Raw genomic sequence first — 17,771 nt, 5'->3', positions numbered from 1 at the left:
ATACTGTTATTCTCTTTCATTTATATTTGTTTTGTGTTTATTTTTTCTTATTGCTTTCATCTCTTCCGTAATCTTTTTCCGGTTCTTTATCAATCCACGCACCCAACGGAAAACAGTATAAAACGGCAACAGAATCTTATGACGGTATACCATCGGTACATTCTCTTTATAAAATCCCATATCCGGGAAAAGTCTCCGCCACATATACCGCCATTTTGTTCCGGTTGTGATTGTGTCTCCATCTGCCTGAAGTTCTTTCAGCGCCCGTTCCACCATGCCGGCGACCGTTCCGTATGTGCCAGAATACATCAGTTCGGCAAGAAGCTCCCGCTCCTGTTCTGTAAGCCGGTTCTTCTGCCCCATATCCTCCGATGCAAATATCTTATGTGCAAGACTCCGCAGCGTCTGCTCAAATTCCGCTGCTCCAAATACAGCTAACTCCTGCCCGATGTATTCATAATCAAAATGATCGACATATGCTTCATTCAGAATATAGCAATCTGTAAGTGTCCGTATTCCGGTTCCTGAACCTTTATGATGCTTATAAGCATGGGCGATCACATAAATATACAGATCATTTTCTTCAAAATGATAACCAAAGGAATTGCTTTCATCTTTTATCAGTCTGTCCTTCACATCCTGATAATATTGATTCCATTCTGCTCCCGGCTTCTCTGAAAACAATACCCGGTGCATCTCGAAATTATAGACCGGTTCTTTCAGATAAGTATCATGTGCTCCAATGCCATAAGCTTCCGTCTGATATCCGTGTTCTTCCATATACGACCGGATTTTCTGACTGTATACAGGATCAAACAAGATATCATTATCTGACATTTCCCTCATTCCGGGCGTCTTATACAGATCCTTTATGATGCTCCCCTTTAATGGCATATACCAGATACCTTCGGCTTCCATATATCTAAATAACTGCTTTCTTGCAGCATCTAACAGCATATTCTTACGCAACGCCTTATCCCTTTTCTCCCGCCATGCCGCAAGAAGCTGCGGATACTCTGCCGCAAATGTCTGGTCCACCTTTAACGCAGGTTCAATGGCGTCATAAACCAGAGCGCCTAACATATGATATTTGCTCCACTTCCAGACAGCCTGCAGATCCATCTGATGCAACCGTTCCGTTGATACCGGTTTCATATGAAGTCCACACGCCACTAACTCCAGAAAATCCCATTCATTTTTTCCAAGTGTCCTGATGTTATACTGAATCATATTATCTCATTCCTCATTCTTCCCTGTCCGTCATCATTGCTATCGTACGGTCACACACCTGCAAAGCTGCCGGCCGGTGGGTAACGATCAGGACAGTCCGATCTGTCATTGCACGGAGATTGGAAAGCAGCCGTTTCTCTGTCTGTTCATCCAGTGCACTTGTCGCTTCATCAAGGATCAGAACCGGGTGTCCGGAATAAACCGCCCTTGCAACTGCCAGACGCTGGATCTGTCCCTCCGATAATCCATGTCCCTGTTCTCCAAGTGGAGTTTCCATCTGTTCCGGAAGCTGATAAACAAATTCTGCGCAGGCAGCTTTGAGTGCCTGTGTCAGTTTCTCCGTGTCGACATGCTCACCAAATGCCACCGCTTCCTTTATTGTTCCACTCATCAGATGATTTCCCTGCGGTACATAAGCAAACAAAGACCGGAAGCCTGCATGCATCTTATGCCTTTCACCGCCAAATATTACGTTACAATCCCCGGAATCCAGTGCATACAGACTCATTAATATTTTAAGCACTGTACTCTTTCCACACCCGGATGGTCCGGTCAGTGCCAGGAATTCTCCTCTTGCAATATGCATATTAAAATGCTCCAGAACCTTTCTTTCACAGTAGTCTGTATCTGTCTGTGCCTGAACACCCAGCAGATCCGTATCTCTCCGATAGGCAAAGGAGCCATTCACAATCTCAAGAGCCATAAACTGTTCCCGGAAATCGGAAGGGAGTATCTCTGATCCCGTTCTGTCCGGTTCAAAGGTTTCTGCCTGCATCAGCCGTTCTGCACTGGCAAGGCAGGCAAAATATTTTGGGAAATACCCAGACAGATTCGCAAACGGTGTCTGGATCTGTGCGACAAGCTGAAGCACTGCTATAAAGGTTCCATAGGAAACCTGTCCTTTCAATATTCCATACCCACAATATATGGCTCCCAGAATATAAGCTCCATTCATTGCTGCACCGAACCCGATATTACAGATATTGGAAAATCTGTTTTTCTTCATCCGGCTGCCCTGATGTGCATTCATATACCGGTCTGCTTCATCTGCCGTTTCCTGTTCTTTTACGAATGTGTGAAGGATCACCAGACCGGATAACCGTTCCGATAAAAAAATCCGTAATCTGCCATCTGCCTCCTGCACTTTTTTATGCAGACGTTTCAACACCCGCCGGAATATCCAGGTCAGAAAGACAAGCAGAAGACCTCCCGGTATCAATACATAAGCAAGTTCCGGCATAATACCGATCAGCAGAACAACCGCGATCAGGATCCGTGTCAGCATCCCGCATACACCGGGAACGATCTGCGCCAGTCCATCCGCCACGATCACAGTATCTGAAGTCAGGCGGTTCATCCATTCTCCGGAATGGATCTGTGTGACTTCGCGGTAACTTCTTCCCATAAGTTCCGAAAACAATCGTTTCTTCCAGATATTTTCATAAGTTGACCGTGTTTTTTCTTCCAGATAACGGTCAACCGCCCGGAACGTGATCTGCAGGATCACAAGCAGTACAAGTCCTGTTCCCGCTGCCACAAAACCGGAACGTTCTCCTTCCACCGCATGATCGATCAGATTCCGGAGCAGTAATGCGAGCAGGCCGCCGGACATACCAAGAAGGACAGATATTATAAGCAGGAAAACGATATAATACCGCTTTCCTGCTATACCCTGCCACATCCATACAAATGTTTTCCTGTTCTGTTCACCCTGCATCATCCTGCTTTGTTTCTTCATCTGCTCTTACCCATTTTCCTGCGCAGCCGAGCAGCTCTTGCCTTTACAAATAAAATACCTGCCCGGATATAAAAAAGATCACACCATATATGCACATACCATCTGTATCGCTTATCCGTAACCGGAATCTCTTTTCCATCCCGTATCACCCCGGTAAGCACTCCGATAATATCCGGATCTGTAATATCATATTCTCTCCTGTAATTGTGATCCCCACAGATCACATAACCATCATTTCTTACAGAAAGTATCCTGTGCAGGATATAATGATCTCCCCTTTTATAAAGCACCGCATCATACTTTTTAAGCCGTCCTTCCGGTCTGGCCTTTATGATCATAATATCACGATGTTCCCGAAGGAGAGGCATCATACTGCGTCCTACATTGGTATATATAATAGTTCCATATTTGTTTAACTGTTCCTCATAAGTAGAACAGCTATCATATCCCTGTTTCTCCGTTTTCATTTTCTCTCTTTTTGCTGTTCCGGCTTCTCAATATTCGATCGCACCAATGGAATCCAGCTTCTTCAATATTCCCTTCACATCCCTGCGGACAACAGCCTCCGGTGCATCATATGCATCTGTCATTGCATGAACGATATCATCCTCTGTCACAGTTTTTTTCAGACATTCTACGATAAAGCCCGCTGTCTCATTGCTTCTGACCAGACCGGAAAAGCTGTCGGTTCCGGCAGCTACCATGATCTGTTCTCCATCTGTTTCATATGTAATAAATTCATCTTTTAATTTCATTTACCGCTCCATTATTTCTGTATATTTTCGTTTTGTTGTTTTATATGTTTTTAATCTGCATAATCTATATCTGTATTCATTCCATTGTAGGAAGTCTCCACTGCCTGCATGGACATATTGCAGCCCAGCCGGTACAGCTTTGTTTTATCCATGATCTGCTCCGCCAGACGGATTGTCGATGATAATACCGCCGGCTGATCTGAACGATAACTCTGCTGTAATATCATCTTCCATGCATCCCGCTTCCTGATCTGTTCGATATGATTGACCGTATCCCGTTCCAGAATACATACTGCCTTTAATGGAACCATGATGTTGTTCTGCAGATGATCCTTGCCCGCCCATGGGGTTCCGCATGCCAGCACGCCTTTGCCGGTTACTTTCAACAATGGCTTATCGTCATTTACCATCACAGCACGATTTCCAAAATATTTGCGCCACAGCTTGGTATGTGTAGATTTTCCGGTTCCACTCTTCGCCGTGAACAGATACGCTTCTCCATCCACCGCTATCACCGAACCATGAAATAACAAGGTATTGTATGCGATCATCTGATCTGCGATCTTCCGGTATAACGCCAGCGTTTCCAGATATGCATCACTGTAGTATCCAAACCACGGTCTTCCCGGTCCTTTCCTTCCACCGACCTGTTCCTGCTTCTCCGACCGATCCCGTTCCGCTGCGATATCCCTCTGTGTGATCATCACCGAAAATGCCTCCGGTCCCGTTGTCAGGTAGTCCCGACAATATTCTCTTGTACTTCTGTAATTCGCATAGATCTTTATCGTTACATCTGCAAGCCGGATCCAAAATATAAATTTTTCATTCCCAAATCCCATCTTTTCATTCTTCATGTTCCATATACCACCATCATTTAAAATCCTGCCTTAGTTTACCACACAGTAAGGATGACGTGCAATAAGAAAAAAGACACCCTCGTGGCCAGGGTGCCTTCAATGCTATAGCAATTTAATGTATTGTGTTAAATATTATTTAACTTTGATCTTGATTGTCTTTGTTGTTGCTTTGTAGTTCTTTGTTGCAGCAACCTTAACAGTTACTCTGTAAGTACCTTTCTTGATACCCTTAGCCAGAGTGATCTTGCCTTTCTTTACAACAATCTTCTTTGAGCTTCTCTGATAAGTTACTTTAGCCTTATCCTTTACACCAGAAACCTTGAATGTATAAGATTTAGCTTTCTTCTTAAATTTTGAAGCCTTGACAGCTTTCTTGTAACCATTTGTAACCTTCAGCTTCTTCTGAGTTGCCTTCTTAATTGTGTATGAAGATGACACTTTTCCGGCATACTTGCCCTTACCAGTGATCTTTACTGAGTAAGTACCAGCATTTTTGCCGCTTGTAACTTTAACAGTATAGTCTGTACCGGCCTTTAATGTTACTTTCTTGCCGCTCTTGGTTTTATACTGAACCTTGATCGTCTTAGGAGTCTGTTTCTTACCTGTATAAGTAAGTGTAGAACATGTAATTGTTGTGTTCTTCTTTGTTAACTCCTGTGAAGTAACTGACTCTGTTGCAGCCATTGCTGTACATGGAATCATAAGAGCGATAACCATGATAATAGCAATCAGCTTCTTTAAATTCTTCATATTGAGTTTTCTCCTTCCTAGCACATTTTCGGATAAAAATCGTTCTGATCATTTTGAAAACTGAAGTTCTCTCACCACTTTAACCAGAACATCTATGATAAAACAGCCGTCTGCCACGTATCGGCCGAATCATCCAACCTGAATCCATCTGCCAGATCCTGTTGAACGGATCCGCTATCTATCTGGATCTGTTCTATTTTCCACTTTTCTGGTCTTTTCCATAGCCGTATCCATAGCCATAGGATTTATATTTTCCATAATAACTCTTGTATGCACGTCCGGACACTTCTACCCGGTTCAGGATCACACCCAGCAGTTTACAGCGAACCTGTTCCAACTGCTGCATGGATTGTTTTATCACGTTCCTGGACGTTTCACCACTACGGACAACAAGTACTGCACCATCACATAAGGAAGCAACCTGTGCAGCATCTGCGACACTGCCAAGTGGCGGCGAATCTATGATCACATATCTATACTGCTCTGCCAGTTTATTAAGCAGTTCTGCAAAACGATCATCCTCCAATAATGCAGATGGATTCTCTAACAGATTGCAACATGGCACGATATAACCATTTGGGATATTTGTTTCATATACAACCTCCTCATATTCTGCCTGCCCGGACAGATAATAGCCCAGATCCTTAATCTCGCCTTCTGTCTGGATATTATGTCTGCTCTTGATCACTGATTTTCTCAAATCCACATCAAGAAATACAGTTGGAAATCCGGCTTCTGCCATCATCTTCCACAGATTCATGGAAATGGTACTTTTGCCTTCATTTGGCAGACTACTTGTGATCAACAACTTCTTTGTATTTTTTCCACAAAACTTGATATTTATACGAAGCCTGTTCATTGCTTCTTCGACAGCATACGGCATTTCTTTAAAATCAATATTTATCTTTTTCATTTGCTTCGTCTCCCTTTCAATCCAGATTTTGTTTCTCCATATTCAGCGCCGTCCTCATTCTGTCCCAGTGACTCACTGTCTGGAATTGAAGTAAGCGGAACAATTCCAAAGTATTTTTCCATATCGGATGCTGTATGGATCGTATCATCCAGGAGATATCGTATGATCAGGATCAGACAGTAAATAAATGCGCCCGCCAATGCTCCGATCAGTGTATATTTCAGATAACTTGGTCCTGCCTTCTGATCCGGTATTCTTGCAACCTGAGCAATATTCGGTGCATTGGTACTCATTGTATCCGGAAGATATTCTACCGCGATCTCAGCCAGTGTGTTTGCTATGTCTTTTGCCTGCTCCGGATCTGTGCTTGTAACTGTTATCTTCAGTACTCTTGTATCCGCCGGATTCTCAAGTACGATCATCTGTGCAAGCTCTGCCGAATCCATTGACAGATTCAGTTTGGAGATTACCTGATCCAGTACCGGATAACTGAGCATCAGTTCCTCATAATCCTTTGTCAGCGACATACCAATATTCAGATCGGACAGATTTACAACGGAATCCTCCGATGCAGATACGACATACAGTTTTGCGGTCGACTGATACGTCGGTTTGATCATAAAATATGCATATGCATTTAACAGGACTGCACCAAGCAAAAATGCAAGTATGATAAAATGTAACTTATCCATCAGTGCATATCCCAGATCGACCAGATCTATCTCTTTATCGTCATCATCAACGGTCACCATCGTCACCTTATTGATCTTTTCTTCTTTTCCATTGTCCGACATCGGTACTTTTTTATTTTCTGCGCTCATGTTCTCCTCCATCCAAAGTATCTCTATTCTGTATATTCTTTATAAAACAGCTCTGCGATCGCTGCATTCAGACTTTCCTCATCTGCCTCAAAGGTGGCGAAATCAAGTTCATCCAGCCCTTCTGTTCCGGAAATAGATACCTCGCCCTCATCCTTCTCTTTCACAACAAGAAGTGCCAGCTTGCTGAATTTATTTGCCGATATATTCGTCACCATATAATCTCCCAGTGCATTGTACAGATCCAACGGATAGGTACTGTCTGTCTGACATTTCTCTTTTATATTTTTCTTAAGCCCTTCCATATATACGGACTGACGTTTCATTCTGTTTTCATTTGTTTCATCAGCGACATCCCAACGGTCATGTACATAATGTACCGCCTGCTCATCACTGAGCCGAACCGTATCTCCAATCTTAAGGGATGGATCCACTTTGGAAAAATCATCCTCAATCGTAACTGTTACTCCTCCTGCCATATGATTGATGATAGAAATTGCTCCCATATTTACAGCAGCATATCCGTCAATCTTCTGACCACCAAGCAGCTCTGATACAGCATCCACGGTATTCTCGCAACTGGCTTCCAGTCCATCTCCGCTTGCATGTGCAAGTGCAATCTGTACAACAGAATCGCCCAGATAAGAATTGTCGAGATCCAGGGATTTTACATTTGTCAGTGTATTTCTGTTGATCGCCAGAGTCTTAAATGTCCCTTCACTGATATCTCTGACCATCAGCATAAGCACATCACTCTGCCCGGATTCTCCATAGTCCTCTGCTTTTTTTACTTTATCCAGTGAATCGATACCCATGAACAGATAGGTCTCTATATTCTTCTTTGGAAGATATTTCTTGCCATTTATACGGACAACTCCCTGCTCTGCCTCATATGCCTCCTGCTTCCGGAGCTTCTGCCGGTCAATTGCCCGGAACACAATAACTGCCGCTAAACAAAATATGATAACTGCTGCAATAGTAATTGTCAGTTTTTTATATAATTTCAGTTTTTCCTGTCTGGAATGTATCCTGTGTGCCATCTTTCTTTCTCTGATCAGAACAGGTTCCCTATCAGATCAGATCCTCCTGTCGGCCATGTTTTTTCACATATGATAAGTGCTGTCAATATAATAAACAGTATAATACTGATTATGATCGCTACTTTTTTTGACATCTGTCTATCCTCCAACCTTTTATCTCAAACCAAGAAGCTGACATCCATATGCATCAATCTCTGCAAGAATGTCTGCACCTGCTTTCTTTTCCAGTCTCTGTCGTCCCTCCATCAGATTCGGAGGGCGATGATGAACTCCATGACAGTCACTTCCCAGAATATGTGCCTGCCTCTTTTGAAACATGCGGATTAACATCCCGCCCTGTTTCCAGTCTGACAAACTTTCTGCATTGATCTGTATGGTAACCGGAAGCTCCATCAGCTTTTTTATGTACGGCTTATTCCCTGAAATCTTCATAAAGCGTTCCAGATGAGCGATAATGATCCGGAGCCGTCTCTCATGGATCAGCCTTTTTACCTGTAAAAGATCTTCATCCGTCCACGTCCGGAACGGCATCTCAAGCAGAAGAAGCTCTGTTCCCTGGATTGTCAGCCGGTCAACCTTATCTGCATCTCCGATACCATCAAAAAAAGCGACTTCCGCTCCAAGCAGAAGCTGTGGGGTATCCGATATGTTTTCAGTCGTTACTGCCTCTATCAGACTTTGATATGCGTGTTCCCGTTTTTCAAGAAAATGTTCGATCCGATCCTCGTCCGCATAAAAGTGCGGTGTCGCGATCATTCTGTCTACACCGGCATTCCGACTGAGCCGAAGCATCTCTATGGATGTTTCTATATTTCTACTTCCATCGTCAATTCCCGGAAGAACATGGGAATGGAAATCGATTACTTCCATATTTTACTGTAACCTTTCTTTTTAAGCCATTGAAATTATATTCCAGAAACGAACAGATATCACAGCCACTCTTTTTGCACTGCGAATTTAGAAATTGCTTTCATTTCTATTTTATTTTACCCTGTCTCCCCTGTATACCCGCACCAAGTGCGTTCAATAATTTCACATGAAATTATGCCACATCCGCCTTTTAATGTAAAGGTGTAAGGAATATTTTCTACATTTTTACATCAACACAGCACGCATGTGGCCTTTTTATTGTCTTATTTTTATATCTTATTTTTCTCTTTTTAATTCTTTTAATGCTCTGGATAACCTGATTGGATTGCCATACCGAAGTGTTGAATTACGGAAGATCTTACCTCCCAGAACCCCCATACCGATCACCGATATATATAAAATTATTGCTGATATAACAACTTCCCATGTTGCCACATCTCCCATCGCAACTCTTGCAAACATTGCACTGTAAGAACTGATCGGTAGATATGAACAGATCCTGATGACCAGTCCGTCTACATTTGTCAGGTTCATCAGTACGACAAAATACACGATCATTACGATCATCTGCGCCGTACCGGCTGATTTGTTCAAATCCTCGATCTTAGATACCAGTGCCCCAAGTGCTCCATACATAAATGCATAGAACAGGAATCCACCAAGGCCGAATACCGCAAATGCGATCAGAACATCAGATGGGATATTTAATACAGAACCCATAAAGCCGCCCCAGTAGTCTTTATTAAAGTTGTATGAGATCAACAGGGCTGCCATGATCAATCCGACCTGAAAGAACGTAGCAACTGTTCCGGCAAATACCTTTCCAAATAAAATATCTCTGGAGTTCGTTGTTGTTACCAGAATCTCGATCGAGCGGTTGCTCTTTTCATTTGCCACACCGGTTGCGATTGACATTCCATACATAACGATCAGCATGAAAATCACGATAACCAGAATATAACAATACCAGTAATTGCTTGTGCTGTCCTTACCGAGGATAACTTCTTTTGCCTGGATATCTGCATAATCAAGACTCATAAGTTCATCAAAATCCAGATCATGTGCTTCACTGTACTGTTTCTTGGACAGCATGGACAGGTAACTGTCAAAGGTACTGGTGTAATCATCAAACATGCCTTTATTATAAACATAATAGGTATATTCTGACGTACTATAAACTACATAACCAAGTTCCGCATCTTCACTTTTAACCAGCGACTCTACTTCTGCTGCATCCTTACATTTCTGCAGCTTAACATCCGGATATACCTGCGCCAGCAAACCTTCATCCATAATACCGGATGCATCATAATATGCATATACGGATTCATTCTCCTGATCCGATTCATCCTCTGCATCTGTCTCTTTATCAGACGAAGGACTTCCACTTGTAAACGATTCCTTAATTCTCGGTGCGAACATGATGCCTACGCAAAGAAGTGCCAGTAAAATCGTTGAAATCAGATAAGATTTACTGCCAAAATAATTACCGAGTTCAAACCTTAATATTGTACCAATCTTTTTCATATATCTTAACCTCTCTTTCCAAACAGACCCTTTTTCTGCTTTGGTTCAAATTCAGAAAAAGAAGTTCCGATATTATTTTTTTCTTTTATATCTTCCGGTGTCTCCTCATCTCCGACTGCCGATACAAATATATCATTCAGGGAAGGCTCATAAACTCCATAGCTCCTAAGCCTGATTCCCAACTCTTTAAAACGGGAAAGCACCTGCCATTCATCCTGTTCCGGCAGAATCTGTGTCACAACATGATGCTTGTTATGGCTGATCACCTGCACCTGATCTGCAAACTTATCACGAAGAATCTGTTCCAGTTCTTCCGACTCCATTCCAACAGCCGCAACTGCTTTATGTCCTTTTCCGTATTCTTCCTTGATCTTGTCAAGGTTGCCTGCCAGTGCCACTTCACCATGATTGATCACTACGATATCTTCACAGAATTCTTCCACATAGCTCATCTGGTGGCTGGAGAAGATAACGATCTTTCCGTCTGCGATCCGTTCATTTATAACATCCTTTAAGATCTGGGAATTCACAGGATCTAAACCGGAAAACGGCTCATCTAAGATCACGATGTCAGGATCTGCTACTAATGTTGCTGCAAGCTGTACCTTCTGCTGATTACCTTTCGATAACGTATCCAGTTTTCGATTCTCGTACTGGATCACATCCAGACGGGTCAGCCACTTCCGCATATTCTCTTCCGCCTGCTTCTTATTCATCCCACGAAGCTTTGCCAGATATACTAACTGCTCACTGATCAGACGTTTCGGATATAAGCCACGTTCCTCCGGCAGGTATCCGACCTGCCCCGGCTGATAGACAAAGGGGGCTCCATCTAATAAGACCTGACCTTCATCTGCATGGAAAACATCCATGATGATCCGGATCGTTGTGGTCTTTCCTGCGCCATTTCTTCCCAACAGTCCGAGTGCGCTTCCACCCTCTACCGAGAAATTGATCCCATGCAGGATCTCTGTGCCATCAAAGCTCTTTTTGATGCCCTGTAATTCTAATTTCATATCTCTCTCCTTTTTATGAACCGACATTCATATCCCTGTTATGAATGTACGATCAGTTTCAGGTTGCAATTTTCATCTACTATATCATAATTCAACTCTGAAACAATCTTTAATAAGCTTAATTATCGTTTGTAACGGTTCATATTTTCCTCTATTCCGGTTCTATTCGAAAGTAAGGAAATCCTCAAATTCTATCTCGGATGGCAGTCTCAGATCCCCTCTTGGGCTTACCGATACCGTACCGACCTTTACGCCATCCGGCATACAGTTACGTTTAAACTGCTGACGGAAAAATCTGGTATAGAATACCTTCTGCCATTTCTTTATCTCTTCATCTGTAAATGTATATGCTTCTATTTCCCCATCTTCCGAAGCTTCTACACTCTGTCTTACCGCTTCTTTACAAAGGTCATAGACATCTTCCGGCTCCATACCATAACGCAGTGTGTAATACAAGAAGAAATCATGTAGGATATAGGATCCAACAGTATCCTCTGTCTTCTGTGCGATCGTTCCATCCGCATTCGGTGGAAGCAGTTCAGGACTTACCGGCGTATCAATGATATCCTCGATCACGTCCTTGATTCCCGGGAATCCATTTCGATCCATATCATGTCCAACTTCATCTACCAGAGTCCGGACCAGAGTCTTCGGGATGCTGGTATTCACCGCATACATGCTCATGTGGTCTCCGTTATAGGTACACCAGCCAAGTGCAAGTTCTGACAAATCACCGGTTCCGATCACAAATCCGCCCTCTTTATTGGCTACATCCATCAAGATCTGTGTCCGCTCTCTCGCCTGACAGTTCTCATATGTAATATCATGTACTGTTTCATCCTGCCCGATATCTGCAAAATGCTGACGGACAGAATCTACGATGCTGATCTCCCGGATGTCACATCCAAGCAGTTCCATAAGCGTTGTTGAATTGCTTTTTGTGCGTTTCGTCGTTCCAAATCCCGGCATTGTGATACCGGTTACTGTCTCCGGTGGCAGTCCGAGATTCTTTACTGCCTGTGCGGATACCAGAAGTGCCAGCGTAGAATCCAGTCCACCGGATACGCCAACAACGATACATGACGCATGTGTGGCTTCGATTCTTCTTTGCAGGCCTGCAACCTGCATTGCAAAGATCGACCGGCATCGTTCCAGTCTGTTCTTTGATGGAACAAATGGTGTCATGGAAACCTTTGCGCATACTTCTTTTTTCTCTGCAAATACCTTCTCGCAGTTTACTGTCATGTATTCTCCGGCTTCAAAATTCCGTTTACACTCCGCAAAGGATTTATTTGCCAGACGATCATGGCGGATCTTTGTCATATTAAAATCACGGATCAGGATACCATCTTCAAATGGCTTGATCTCGCCTAATAATTTCCCGTTTTCATACATCAGATTGTGTCCGGAAAATACCATATCCGAGGTTGATTCATAGGCTCCGGCTGATGTATAGACATATCCACAGATACAGGAGGATGACATACTTCCTGTCAGTGTTCTTCTGTACTGTTCCTTTCCGATCACTTCATTGGATGCCGACAGATTGAGCAGGATCTCTGCTCCCTGAAGTGTCAGCAGTCTTCCCGGTGCGATCGGTGTCCAGAGATCCTCGCAGATCTCCATGCCAAATGTAACATGCTCCTCCTGCTGATTCGGATCCGTCATCTCGATCAGGATGGAATTGCCAAATAAAGTTTCCGATCCATCTGCCAGTTCAACTGTCCGGTTCTCTACACATCTTCCACTAAACCACCGTTTCTCATAAAACTCTCCGTAATTCGGCAGGTAGATCTTCGGAACGAGTGCGAGCACCATTCCGTTCCATAAAAAAGCTCCACAGTTAAATAATTCTCCGTCTACTTCATATGGCACACCGACAACAAGTGCTGCGCCCTTTTTGCCATATTCTGCTGTCATTTCCGCCAATTGTAACAGTCCTTCTTCTGCCCTGTCGATCAGATGACGGTTCACAAACAGATCCCCGCAGGTGTATCCGGTCAGTGACAGTTCCGGCGTCACAATAACGTCCACCTGTTCTGCATAGGTTCTATAAACTGTTTCAAGCTCCTTACAGTTCTTTGTTACATTACCAAGATGTACTCTTGGTGATACGGACGCGATTCTTACTAAATGTTTCATCATCGTTCTCCTGAATTATCTGTATATTTTCGTATCATTTGTTCTTTGATATCCGGCATCATCTGTTTACCGGCTTATAGCCTAATTTCCCTATTTCCCGGGAATAATAGGCGTTTCATTATCTCCGGTTATAACGTCTCCACTCGTACAAATGATATCCTCTGTTTCAAATTCTACAATATTCATCTGTGGCGTTTCGTATTTCTTCATAAACTTTGCCTCCTGATTTTGTTTTATATTATATATTATATTACTTACTTTCTGCAGCATTTGTTGTTATCTTTTCCTGAAGCCCATTAATATGATCAGTGACTTCTGTCTTTTCCGGCTTTTTAGCCAGGTATTACAACCTTATCTAATATCCCGGTCAGATACGCGATCACCACACCATAATTGGTCATCGGGATCTGTTGCTCCTTTGCATGATCGATCCTTGACATAATGTATTTGCGGTTAAACATACAGCCCCCACACTGTATGACAAGATCATACCCCTGCAGATCATCCGGGAAATCCGTTCCACTGACTATATCGATCGTCATATTTTCTCCATACCGTTTCCGCAGCATCTTAGGAATCTTTTCCCGTCCGATATCTTCTTTTAACGGTGCATGTGTACAGCACTCTGCAATCAGCACATGGGATTCCCCATTCAGCTTTCCTATCGCATTTGCACCCTCTATATAATATTCGATATCTCCCTTATGTGCGGCAAATAACACAGAAAAGGAAGTCAACATAGATTTCTCAGGCTTATGCTCATAGACATAGGCAAATACCTGTGAATCCGTTATGATCAGCTTCGGTGCCTCTGTCAGATGAGATAGGGCTTCCACATACTGATCTGTCGTCACGCTCATAACAAGGCATTTTTTATCTAACAATTCTCTCAGTGTCTGCACCTGTGGCAAAATCAGTCTGCCCTTCGGTGCCTGAATATCCTGCGGCATAACAAGCATGACCAGATCTCCCTTTGTTACCAGATCTCCAAGGATCGAAGAAGCACCATATTGCTCCGGCAGGTTCCGTACAAGCTCTTTTCTTACGCGATCCATACCGTCTCCAGTCGATGCACTGATAACAATCGCACGCTGTCCTGTCTGTTGATACAACGTTTCATTTATCCTCTCTGTATCATTCCGGATATCTGCCTTACCGATCACCCATATGACAGGCGTCTTCTTTTCCTTAAACTGTTCATACCAGTGAAGTTCCTCGTCCATGTCAGTATCTGCAAGCAGAATGATCGCTATATCTGTTTTCTCGGCTGCAAGCCTTGTCTTTTCCAAGCGTTCCTCCCCAAGCTCTGTCGCATCGTCAAAGCCCGCTGTATCGATCAGGGTACAAGGGCCAAGCGGATAAACTTCCATTGCTTTGTATACAGGATCAGTGGTTGTCCCTGCAACATTCGCTACGATTGATATATTCTGACCGGAAAATCGGTTGATAAAAGAAGATTTTCCGCTGTTTGTCTTTCCAAATACTCCAATATGAAGTCGATTTCCCGATGGTGTCTCATTTAACCCTGCCATGTGCTGCCCTCCCTGTTGTTATACGCTGTCTGCTTCAGCATTTATCTGCAATCTCTGTTATCTGCAATCCTTTCATCTGTTAAGATCGCTTCTTCCTATCATCTGTTAGAACCGGAAGTCTCTCTGTCCTTCTGCAATATCATGTATATGATCTGCCGTGATCTGTCTGACCTTCTCATTCGGGATCCGGGCAAGCTCACGTTCGATCAGCTCCAGACCGATCTGCTTCGTCTCAGGACTTGCATAATCTTCCAGATATTCCTTCAGCGTCATAAGAGCATTTGGATGACAGCAGTTTAAGATCTGCATACTCTTACAGAGTGCCATAAACCGGTCTCCGGTTCTTCCTGCTCTGTAACATGCTGTACAGAAGCTTGGTATATAATCCATCTTCATCAGCCAGTTCACAACCTGATCCAGCGTTCTGGTATCGCTGACATCGAACTGAGCCGATGTGATATCTTCTGATGTCTCCGGGATATCATATCCGCCTACACTTGTTCTCGAACCTCCACTGATCTGTGAAACACCAAGCGGCAGCACTTTCTCACGAACTGCCTGACTCTCTCTGGTTGATATGATCATTCCCGTATATGGTACTGCAATACGGATCAGTGCGCAGATCTTTGCAAATGTATCGTCACTGATTCCGTTATCGAATACATCAGGATCGATATCATCTGCACGTTTGATTCTCGGAACACTGATCGTATGCGGTCCTACCCCATGAACCGCTTCCAGATGCTCTGCATGCATCAGCAAACCTGCAAATTCATACCTGTACATTTCCAGTCCGAACAATACACCAAGTCCTACATCATCGATACCACCTTCCATGGCACGATCCATAGCTTCAGTGTGATAATCGTAATCATGCTTTGGACCTGTCGGATGTAATTTCAGATAGCTTTCCTTATGATAAGTCTCCTGAAACAGGATATAGGTTCCGATGCCTGCATCCTTTAACTTCGTATAATTCTCAACTGTTGTCGCTGCTATATTGACATTGACACGGCGGATTGCGCCGTTCTTATGTTTGATACTGTAGATTGTATTAATACATTCCAGAATATATTCGATCGGATTATTCACAGGATCTTCACCGGCTTCGATCGCCAGACGCTTGTGTCCCATATCCTGAAGTGCGGTAACCTCTCTTACGATATCCTCCTGTGTCAGCTTCTTTCTTGCAATATGTTTATTCTTGCTGTGATATGGACAATAGACACATCCATTCACACAATAATTGGACAGATACAGCGGCGCAAATAACACGATACGATTTCCGTAATAATCTTCCTTGATCTCCCTTGCCAGATCATACATCTCCCGGATCTTATCCGGCATCTCACAGGCCAGCAGCACAGACGCTTCTCTGTGCGTCAAGCCCTTTTTTAATCTGGCTTTTGCAAGGATCTCATCAACCATCTGTACATTATCTTTATTCGCATCGGCATATGCCAATGTCTCTCTGATCTCTTCATCTGAAATAAATTCTTCTGCTTTTAATGATTTTACATCATACACTTGTATCTGCCTCTTTTCTTCTGCTATATAATTCTTCTTCCTGTACAATCATCCGGTCTGCCTCGCGCGTTCTATAAAATCAATATATCTGTGAGCAGACCTTTGTTATGCTTCAAGCTATACCTAATAACAGTATAGTGGAACACTCCGAAAATATCAACTGCCATAAAAATGCAGTTATATAGTTATACAAATCATAAAAATGCAGCATATAGTTATCCTTTTACAATAACCATAACCTGCATTTTCACGTTCTGACTGTTCTCTTATCCAAGTGCTACATCAAGCACCATCATCAATGAAAATCCTACCGCAAACATGATCGTACCAAGATTCGTATGCTCACCCTCTGCCATCTCCGGTATCAATTCCTCAACTACAACATATAGCATAGCTCCTGCCGCAAATCCCAGAAAATACGGAAGCACCGGTACCATGATCGAAGAAAGTGCAATCGTAAGCAGCGCTGCGATTGGCTCTACGATACCGGAAAAGAATCCATAGCCAAATGCTTTCGGTTTACTGCAGCCTTCCGAACAAAGCGGCATTGACACGATCGCTCCCTCCGGAAGATTCTGGATCGCAATACCGATGGATAATGCAAGTGCCGCCGTCAACGTAATGTTCGTGCTGCCACTGATCCATCCGGCATAGACAACACCGACTGCCATTCCTTCCGGAATATTATGTATGATGATCGCAAATACCATCATAGTCGTACGTTTGAAATTGCTCTTGACCCCCTCTGCCTCCTTACTGTCAATATGTAAATGTGGCATCAGAGTATCGATCAGTAATAAAAAAATAATTCCCAGCCAGAAACCGATAGTTGCCGGAAGAAATGCAAGCTTCCCCATTGCTTCCGACTGCTCCATCGCCGGGATCAGCAGGCTCCAGATAGATGCAGCCACCATAACACCCGCCGCAAATCCGGACAATGCTTTCTGCAATAACAAATTCATCTGTTTCTTCATAAAAAATACACAGGCTGCTCCTGCCGTCGTTCCAAGAAGCGGCAGTCCCAGACCAACAATTAAACTTAATATCATATATATT

Annotated in this window: 16 protein-coding genes; all 16 read right to left on the bottom strand. The window is 43.3% G+C overall.

All coding sequences use genetic code 11. The features are described 5' to 3' along the window. Positions 1-6: 6 nt before the first annotated feature. Positions 7-1,230, bottom strand: a complete 1,224-nt coding sequence (locus DXB77_RS02945; protein WP_118662611.1) for a nucleotidyltransferase family protein — start codon at positions 1,228-1,230, stop codon at positions 7-9. A 13-nt stretch (positions 1,231-1,243) separates the two neighbouring features. Beyond that, positions 1,244-2,968 carry an ABC transporter ATP-binding protein gene (locus DXB77_RS02940; protein ID WP_117822001.1) on the bottom strand — a complete coding sequence of 575 codons (1,725 nt, stop codon included), beginning with the start codon at positions 2,966-2,968 and terminating at the stop codon, positions 1,244-1,246. Beyond that, the gene (locus DXB77_RS02935) at positions 2,965-3,435 is read right to left on the bottom strand and encodes a hypothetical protein (protein WP_117822002.1); all 471 of its coding nucleotides are present in this window, start codon (positions 3,433-3,435) and stop codon (positions 2,965-2,967) included. Before DXB77_RS02935 ends, DXB77_RS02940 begins: the two co-directional genes overlap by 4 nt. Positions 3,436-3,462: 27 nt before the next feature. Continuing rightward, positions 3,463-3,723 (bottom strand): PqqD family protein, encoded by a 261-nt coding sequence (locus DXB77_RS02930; RefSeq protein ID WP_117807299.1) that lies wholly within the window; start codon positions 3,721-3,723, stop codon positions 3,463-3,465. 50 nt (positions 3,724-3,773) lie between these two features. Next, positions 3,774-4,577: a hypothetical protein gene (locus DXB77_RS02925; RefSeq protein WP_242995981.1), complete on the bottom strand. Its 804-nt coding sequence runs from the start codon at positions 4,575-4,577 to the stop codon at positions 3,774-3,776. A gap of 135 nt (positions 4,578-4,712) precedes the next feature. Continuing rightward, positions 4,713-5,330, bottom strand: a complete 618-nt coding sequence (locus DXB77_RS02920; RefSeq protein WP_117807298.1) for a hypothetical protein — start codon at positions 5,328-5,330, stop codon at positions 4,713-4,715. 193 nt (positions 5,331-5,523) lie between these two features. Next, a complete protein-coding gene (locus tag DXB77_RS02915; protein WP_118662610.1) occupies positions 5,524-6,243 on the bottom strand; it encodes a CpsD/CapB family tyrosine-protein kinase in 720 nt (239 codons plus the stop codon). Beyond that, positions 6,240-7,064 (bottom strand): Wzz/FepE/Etk N-terminal domain-containing protein, encoded by an 825-nt coding sequence (locus DXB77_RS02910; RefSeq protein WP_021944102.1) that lies wholly within the window; start codon positions 7,062-7,064, stop codon positions 6,240-6,242. Before DXB77_RS02910 ends, DXB77_RS02915 begins: the two co-directional genes overlap by 4 nt. A gap of 23 nt (positions 7,065-7,087) precedes the next feature. After that, a complete protein-coding gene (locus DXB77_RS02905; RefSeq protein ID WP_117822004.1) occupies positions 7,088-8,101 on the bottom strand; it encodes an LCP family protein in 1,014 nt (337 codons plus the stop codon). Between the two features lie 153 nt (positions 8,102-8,254). Continuing rightward, the gene (locus DXB77_RS02900; protein WP_118662609.1) at positions 8,255-8,971 is read right to left on the bottom strand and encodes a CpsB/CapC family capsule biosynthesis tyrosine phosphatase; all 717 of its coding nucleotides are present in this window, start codon (positions 8,969-8,971) and stop codon (positions 8,255-8,257) included. Between the two features lie 276 nt (positions 8,972-9,247). After that, entirely contained in the window at positions 9,248-10,498 is a 1,251-nt protein-coding gene (locus DXB77_RS02895; protein ID WP_021944098.1) for an ABC transporter permease, read from the bottom strand. Positions 10,499-10,503: 5 nt separating this feature from the next. Continuing rightward, positions 10,504-11,514, bottom strand: a complete 1,011-nt coding sequence (locus DXB77_RS02890; RefSeq protein ID WP_242995979.1) for an ATP-binding cassette domain-containing protein — start codon at positions 11,512-11,514, stop codon at positions 10,504-10,506. A 162-nt stretch (positions 11,515-11,676) separates the two neighbouring features. Next, positions 11,677-13,656, bottom strand: a complete 1,980-nt coding sequence (locus tag DXB77_RS02885) for an NAD(+) synthase (protein ID WP_117807294.1) — start codon at positions 13,654-13,656, stop codon at positions 11,677-11,679. 332 nt (positions 13,657-13,988) lie between these two features. Then, positions 13,989-15,188, bottom strand: coding sequence for a [FeFe] hydrogenase H-cluster maturation GTPase HydF (gene hydF / locus DXB77_RS02880; protein ID WP_118662608.1), 1,200 nt, complete (start codon positions 15,186-15,188; stop codon positions 13,989-13,991). Positions 15,189-15,293: 105 nt separating this feature from the next. After that, on the bottom strand, positions 15,294-16,715 hold the full coding sequence (gene hydG / locus DXB77_RS02875; protein ID WP_021944093.1) for a [FeFe] hydrogenase H-cluster radical SAM maturase HydG: 1,422 nt from the start codon (positions 16,713-16,715) through the stop codon (positions 15,294-15,296). A 266-nt stretch (positions 16,716-16,981) separates the two neighbouring features. Then, positions 16,982-17,764 (bottom strand): ZIP family metal transporter, encoded by a 783-nt coding sequence (locus DXB77_RS02870; RefSeq protein ID WP_117807291.1) that lies wholly within the window; start codon positions 17,762-17,764, stop codon positions 16,982-16,984. Between the last annotated feature and the right edge of the window lie 7 nt (positions 17,765-17,771).

Source organism: Clostridium sp. OM05-9 (assembly GCF_003481465.1).
Taxonomy (GTDB): domain Bacteria; phylum Bacillota; class Clostridia; order Lachnospirales; family Lachnospiraceae; genus Coprococcus; species Coprococcus ammoniilyticus.
The sequence above is the reverse complement of the archived record's forward strand: the minus strand, read 5'-3'. Positions and strand labels throughout refer to the sequence as shown.